At 42.8% G+C, this 5,907-nt stretch carries 6 protein-coding genes; 4 read left to right on the top strand and 2 right to left on the bottom strand.

Annotated elements, in window-relative coordinates; all coding sequences use genetic code 11:
- Window positions 1-101: 101 nt before the first annotated feature.
- Both AB4232_RS05360 and AB4232_RS05365 read right to left on the bottom strand, forming a co-directional pair.
- Window positions 102-1,736 (bottom strand): methyl-accepting chemotaxis protein, encoded by a 1,635-nt coding sequence (locus tag AB4232_RS05360; protein ID WP_102258630.1) that lies wholly within the window; start codon window positions 1,734-1,736, stop codon window positions 102-104.
- Between the two features lie 308 nt (window positions 1,737-2,044).
- The gene (locus AB4232_RS05365; RefSeq protein WP_009847040.1) at window positions 2,045-2,470 is read right to left on the bottom strand and encodes an ester cyclase; all 426 of its coding nucleotides are present in this window, start codon (window positions 2,468-2,470) and stop codon (window positions 2,045-2,047) included.
- A 114-nt stretch (window positions 2,471-2,584) separates the two neighbouring features.
- Between AB4232_RS05365 and AB4232_RS05370 the strand changes: the two genes are divergently transcribed.
- The 4 genes from AB4232_RS05370 (at window position 2,585) to AB4232_RS05385 (ending at window position 5,835) form a co-directional block, all read left to right on the top strand.
- On the top strand, window positions 2,585-3,472 hold the full coding sequence (locus AB4232_RS05370) for a LysR family transcriptional regulator (RefSeq protein WP_009847039.1): 888 nt from the start codon (window positions 2,585-2,587) through the stop codon (window positions 3,470-3,472).
- Window positions 3,473-3,621: 149 nt separating this feature from the next.
- On the top strand, window positions 3,622-3,984 hold the full coding sequence (queD, locus tag AB4232_RS05375; RefSeq protein ID WP_009847038.1) for a 6-carboxytetrahydropterin synthase QueD: 363 nt from the start codon (window positions 3,622-3,624) through the stop codon (window positions 3,982-3,984).
- Between the two features lie 429 nt (window positions 3,985-4,413).
- Complete coding sequence (locus AB4232_RS05380) at window positions 4,414-4,611, top strand: hypothetical protein (RefSeq protein WP_131825228.1); 198 nt, start codon at window positions 4,414-4,416, stop codon at window positions 4,609-4,611.
- Window positions 4,612-4,692: 81 nt separating this feature from the next.
- The gene (locus AB4232_RS05385; protein WP_009847037.1) at window positions 4,693-5,835 is read left to right on the top strand and encodes an amino acid permease; all 1,143 of its coding nucleotides are present in this window, start codon (window positions 4,693-4,695) and stop codon (window positions 5,833-5,835) included.
- The last annotated feature ends 72 nt before the right edge of the window (window positions 5,836-5,907 follow it).

A 5,907-nucleotide genomic window follows, 5' to 3' on the forward strand; every position in this document is an offset into this window, starting at 1 on the left:
AAATCTTAAAATCTTAAAGCCCGAATTAGACATTGTTATGAAGATAAAGCGCTCACCTTTGAGCGCTTTTTTGTTGATGTCGCTAGGGGAGTTCTAACGGCCTATGACTGACCTTTATCGTTGGTATTTGAGTTCGATAAGGTGAATTGGTTGATAAGAGATTCAAGGTGATCTGATAGCTCTTCTAAATCATTACTGATTCCACGAGTCTCAGCTGCAGACTGCGATGTGTTGTCTGCGTGAGAAGTGATGGTTTCAACTTTTTGTTGCACATCTTGGGTTGCTTGTGTGGTGGATTGCGTCTGTTGCTGAATATTTTGTGCATGAGCCAGCACTTGTTTCATTTCTTCAACGACACCGTTCATCTCAACGGACAGTGCGTCGATATCTGTTGAGCTTTGATGTGCTTGTTCGCAAACGCGGTCAGCAGAATTCAGCGATTCTTCACTGCCTTGTTGGAACTGATGAATGATTGACTCAATACTGCCAGTTGCCTCTGCCGTTCGTGATGCAAGATTACGAACTTCATCTGCCACTACCGCAAAGCCCCGACCTTGCTCTCCCGCACGAGCCGCTTCAATCGCCGCATTTAAGGCTAGAAGATTGGTTTGATCGGCAATGCCACGAATCACACTCAATATTGAAGAGACCTCTCCGGTTTGCTCATTGAGTGTCAGTATCTTGTGTTTCACTTCTTCTATGCTACTGACTAGGTTCTTTATCTCACTGCTTGCATCATGTGCTTGGTTCGCACTCTTACATGCCACATCGGCGGTGTGATTGATGAGTTCTGACGCGGTTAAAGTGGCTTGTTCTACATTAACTTGCTGCGCCTGTATCCCTTCGATATTGTTTTGTACTTCAGCGGTTTCGTTTTGTTGATCGCTGGCGGCTTGCTCGGTAATTTGTGCAACACTAGTCAGTTGGTTGGCAGACGCATTCAGTTTGTGCGAGGTGTCTTGTACCCTCTCTAAGCTGTCGGAAACCGTGCCCATGAACGAGTTGATGGAGTTAGCAAGCGTGCCAATTTCATCCTTGCTTTGCTCTGGCAGTCGAGTTGATAGGTTTTTATCACTGCTGACTTGAGTCATAAAGCGAGAGGTTTGTTGAAGCGGGCGAACGATTATCTTACGAATCAATCCCATCGTAAGAACGAATCCGGCAAAGGAGATCACTGCCATGATACCGATCGCTGTCATCGTTTGAGTATTGATCAGCGAGTTGACATGGTTAAGGTTATATTCAAGTCGAATTGCACCTAATACTTCCCCTTCTGGCGCCATATGACATGCCACACAATTGGTGCCGCGATAGTTCTCGCTCGACTTCATTGGCAGAGCAATAACCAAGCCTTTTCCCCAATCGGCAGAAAAGGGTTTGATAACGGTTTCACCCGCTAGCGCTCGTTTATCAATATCATCCACAGGTGTTTGGTTGCCATTGCCAGGCCCGTATAATTTACTTACCGCATCAGCACGCAATACACGGACATTTTCAATGCCTTCTTGAGCTAAGGCTTTCTGACGAAGGGTCTCTTTTTGTGCCATGGTGCCAGTGAGCATCATCATATTGAGGCTATCGAAATAGTTGCTCGCTTTATCGTGAAGTTGCTCACTTAACACTGAGTTTACAAGTTGCTTTTGCTGCGAATATTGAAAGTAGGTCGATATTGCTAATAGAAAAGTGAACACGATGGCGAGGGCCACTAGGATTTTAAAGGTGATTGTTGAGCGCATAAGGTGTTTGTTTTTATTAAGTATAATGACATGCATACTTTACGTGTAAGAGGATCTACCACCTATGAGGTATAACCAATTGTGTGACCACACTCCGGTTGTGGTTATGTTTCTGTGATGTAGCGGGTTTGTAATGATGTTCTTTGGGCGAATGGATGGGAGTTTATCGCTAAATTTGAAGGGTATTAAAGCCCAATAAACGTACATAACTTAAATAAAAATTACTTTCTAAAAGGCACCTAATAGATGCCTTCTTCGTATTATTCAATCTGGCTTAACTGCTGAGTCAGTATCATTCCAGTGAGCTTTTAACTAGTTAGGTTTAAGCCCAGTTGAAGTGCCATGCTTAGCTCATTGCGTTCAACAATCTCCTCGACAACTTTGCCTTCATCATTGAATCGGAAGTAAGTAAGGCTAGTCCAAGTAACGTTTTTTCCATTCAGTTGGTAGCCTTTCCACTCATCAGCACCTTTAGCTCTGTGAGTGAGCGCAACAACAACTTGATGGCCGTCTTCTACGATTTTTTGAAACGTCGTTTCCAGTGATTCATATCGTTCAGTAACGTGAACTTTTAACATGGCTTCGAACTCAGAGAGGCCGTTAATTATCTTATTGCAATCAGGTCTATGGATCATCGTATTTTCAGCGAAATATTCGCCAATACGGTGAGTTTGTTTACCGTCTACACAATGCTTAAAGTAGTCTTTTACAACCTGAACTTGTTTGCTTGTCATAGTTTCTATCCTTATGTTTGTTGAGTGCCAACAATCTAATGGAACGTTACTGCCTTGAGTAGAGCCCATTTTGTAGATAGTCTGTCGACAATATGTAAACAGTGGGGTGAGTTCATGAACGTATTAACGTCTATTAAGTCATTTATTGTGACTGTTGAGGAGGGCAGTTTTACAGGTGCGGCTAAGAAGATCGGAGTGTCGAAGTCTTTAGTTAGTCGCCATGTAAGAGAGCTTGAGGCTTACCTAAATACTCGCTTATTGAATCGCTCTACCAAGTCACTGTCCTTAACTGAGGTTGGTCGTCGCTATTTTAATGAGGCTCATGGGTTGGTCGACGGCATTGAAGATTTAAATGATTCTTTGAGGTTTGATAGTTCAGAAATGGTTGGCTCTTTGAGTGTTATGGCGCCTAAAGGTCTCACTGAGATCATGTTGATGCCCTTCATTTTGAAATTTTCAAACAAATACCCAGATGTGGCGTTCAATCTCATGCTTTCAGATGGTGTTCAAGATCTCGCGACGGTTGGTTATGACATTGCGATTCGTTCTGGTGATTTAGTTTCGAAAGACTTAGGCATGATCGCGCGCACTATCTTTGTAAATCAGAACTTGGTTTGTGCTTCACCTAAATACCTAGAAAATAATACAGAGATTACAACGCCAATTGATTTAGCTAATCACACCATAATTGAAGATCCAAACCTTAAGAATGATGGTGTGTGGAGGTTTGAGTTTGGTGGGTATTTCCATGATGTAAATCTTAAGCCAACACTCACGGTAAACAGCGTGCAAGCAGTAAAGGTCGCGGTTCGTTTTGGCTATGGTATTGCAATGCTACCAAGGCAATTAGCCGAAGAAGATGTAGAGTCTGGCGCAATTGTGGAAATCCTATCGCAGTACACGCTTAAAGAGAGAACGGTTTATGCACTTTACCGTGAGAGAGTGAATACTCCGCGTAAGGTGAAGGTGTTTATTGATGAACTATGCGAGCACTTTTCATGATGTGAATATGCACCTCGTTTTGACCACTGATACGGTAACTTTTGAGGGGAACCCTTGAAGCTAATAAGGCCGTACAGTGGTGATAGAACTTGTAGTGTGCATTGGTTTTACGTAATATTGCGTGTCATTTTTTTAGCCTGAGAAACACAATGAGAACTGAGTTATACAAAGAGTTTATGTTTGAAGCAGCCCACCATCTTCCACACGTGCCAGAAGGGCATAAGTGCGGTCGTTTGCATGGTCACTCTTTTCTTGTTCGTTTGTACGTAGAAGGCGAAGTTGACCCGCATACAGGTTGGGTAATCGACTTTTCTGAAATTAAAGCTGTATTCAAACCAATTTACGACCGTTTAGACCACTACTACCTAAACGACATTGAAGGTTTAGAAAACCCGACAAGTGAAGTATTGGCTAAGTGGATCTGGAATGAACTTAAACCAAGCTTGCCACTTTTGAGCAAGGTTGAGATTAAAGAAACATGTACAGCGGGTTGTATCTACCGCGGTGAATAAGGTTTCGATGCTGTAGATTTCAAAGATACAGCTATCAAAGTTACAGCTATCAAGGCAACAGTCTTCAATACTATAGCTTTCAAGGTTATAGCCTTAAAAGCTATAATCGAACGAAAGGCGCTTACAAGAGCGCCTTTTTTGTAGCTGTCATATATGTTTGGGTGCTCTTTATACAAGCTTTGTTGTTTATGGGGTGGGGTGTTTATAGTTCCGCTTTTTATTAATAATGATTATTGTTTTACGCGGTTTGGTGGTCGATTTGTATCCAAATGGCTATTTTGTTCAATTTAATAGCAAAAAATGTGGTTATAGCGTTGTGTTTCAAAGCTCATTCGATAAGATGAAAATACCTCTAATGACAGAGGTAGGGCAGCAATGGATGCGCTGCTTCAAATACTATGGAATGTGACTTAATTATTGGACACATACATGAAATTCAAGATTACATCGCCGATTATTGAACCTACAGAAGGTTCACCACATCAGTTAACGCAAACTCACGCTTCTCGTTTTACCTCTTTTAAGACAAGCTCCCCTTTGAACACCTTGTTCGACCACGTCTCTGCACGCTTCTTTACCGCTTATCGCTCCTATTGTTATTCGTTTTATAACTCTATTTCTATCTGAACTCCTTTGTCATCCGCTCGATGTACGAAGACTCATATCTATAAAAACTAAACAAATAAGTTAAAAACAATGAATATTAAAATGATGGGTAGCTCCCTAATTATCGCTGGTACCGCTCTCGGTGCTGGTATGCTTGCGATCCCAATGGTATTAGCTCAATTTGGATTGCTTTACGGCACGCTGCTGATGGTTCTGATCTGTTTTGGTACCACTTACGCAGCATTATTACTTCTAGAAGCGACCATCAAAGCGGGTGGTGGTCTAGGACTAAACTCAATTGCCCGAAAAACCTTGGGCAAACAAGGTCAGTTGATTACCAACGGCCTACTTTACGCGTTATTGATTTGCCTATTGATGGCTTACATTCTGGGCGCAGGTGACTTGCTGAGTAAGTTACTGTCTAACTTTGGCGTTGAACTCACCGCGACCACGAGCCAAGTCGTGTTTACGTTACTTGCTGGCGCTGTCGTCGCAAGTGGCACCGGTGTGATTGATAAACTCAACCGTGCTTTGTTCTTCGTTATGCTTGCTAGCTTGTTTGCAACCATGGTGTTCTTAGCGCCGAGCATGACTCAAGAAAACTTGATGCAGGTAACCAGCCATGACCATGTTGATCTAATCAAAACCAGTGCCATCCTGTTTACGAGCTTTGGCTTTATGGTTGTGATTCCAACCTTGGTTTCTTACAACCACGAAGCGACAGACAAACAGCTGCGTAACATGGTGATCGTCGGTTCTCTGATCCCATTAGTGTGTTACTTATGTTGGTTGTTTGCGGTAGTGGGTAACTTGAGCGAAGAGCAATTCAGAAGCTTCAAGAACGTATCAGATTTGATGGCGGCGTTTGAGGCTCAGTCTCCTTGGGTGGGTAACGTTCTGTCTACCTTCACTGGCTTGGCGTTGTTGACCTCTTTCTTTGGTGTAGCGATGTCTTTGTTCAACCAGAACAGAGACATGTTTAACCAAAACACAGCGGTCACTTACTGCATTAGTTTTATCTTGCCGCTGGCGGGTTCACTGCTTGCTGCAGATAAGTTCCTACAAGTGTTGAACTATGCAGGTATCATCTTAGTGTTCTTAGCCGTGTTTGTTCCTCTGGTGATGGTTCATAAGCAACGCTTTATGAAGGTAGCGGAAGACAGATACAGTGCTGAAGGTGGTCGACCAATGATGCTTTTCTCATTGTTGTTTGGTTGCTTCTTGCTTATCTCTCAAGTGATTTAACCAATCGCTTCAGTTGCTGTGCCGGACAGCAACTGATATTGAGACATAAAAAAAGGAACGCATATGCGTTCC

This window comes from Vibrio sp. 10N.286.46.A8 (assembly GCF_041470165.1).
Lineage (GTDB): Bacteria > Pseudomonadota > Gammaproteobacteria > Enterobacterales > Vibrionaceae > Vibrio > Vibrio tasmaniensis_A.

Coding starts and splice junctions, on each gene's coding strand:
- AB4232_RS05360 (WP_102258630.1), bottom strand. CDS start 1,736: ATGCGCTCAACAATCACCTTTAAAATCCTAGTGGCCCTCGCCATCGTG.
- AB4232_RS05365 (WP_009847040.1), bottom strand. CDS start 2,470: ATGACAAGCAAACAAGTTCAGGTTGTAAAAGACTACTTTAAGCATTGT.
- AB4232_RS05370 (WP_009847039.1), top strand. CDS start 2,585: ATGAACGTATTAACGTCTATTAAGTCATTTATTGTGACTGTTGAGGAG.
- queD (WP_009847038.1), top strand. CDS start 3,622: ATGAGAACTGAGTTATACAAAGAGTTTATGTTTGAAGCAGCCCACCAT.
- AB4232_RS05380 (WP_131825228.1), top strand. CDS start 4,414: ATGAAATTCAAGATTACATCGCCGATTATTGAACCTACAGAAGGTTCA.
- AB4232_RS05385 (WP_009847037.1), top strand. CDS start 4,693: ATGATGGGTAGCTCCCTAATTATCGCTGGTACCGCTCTCGGTGCTGGT.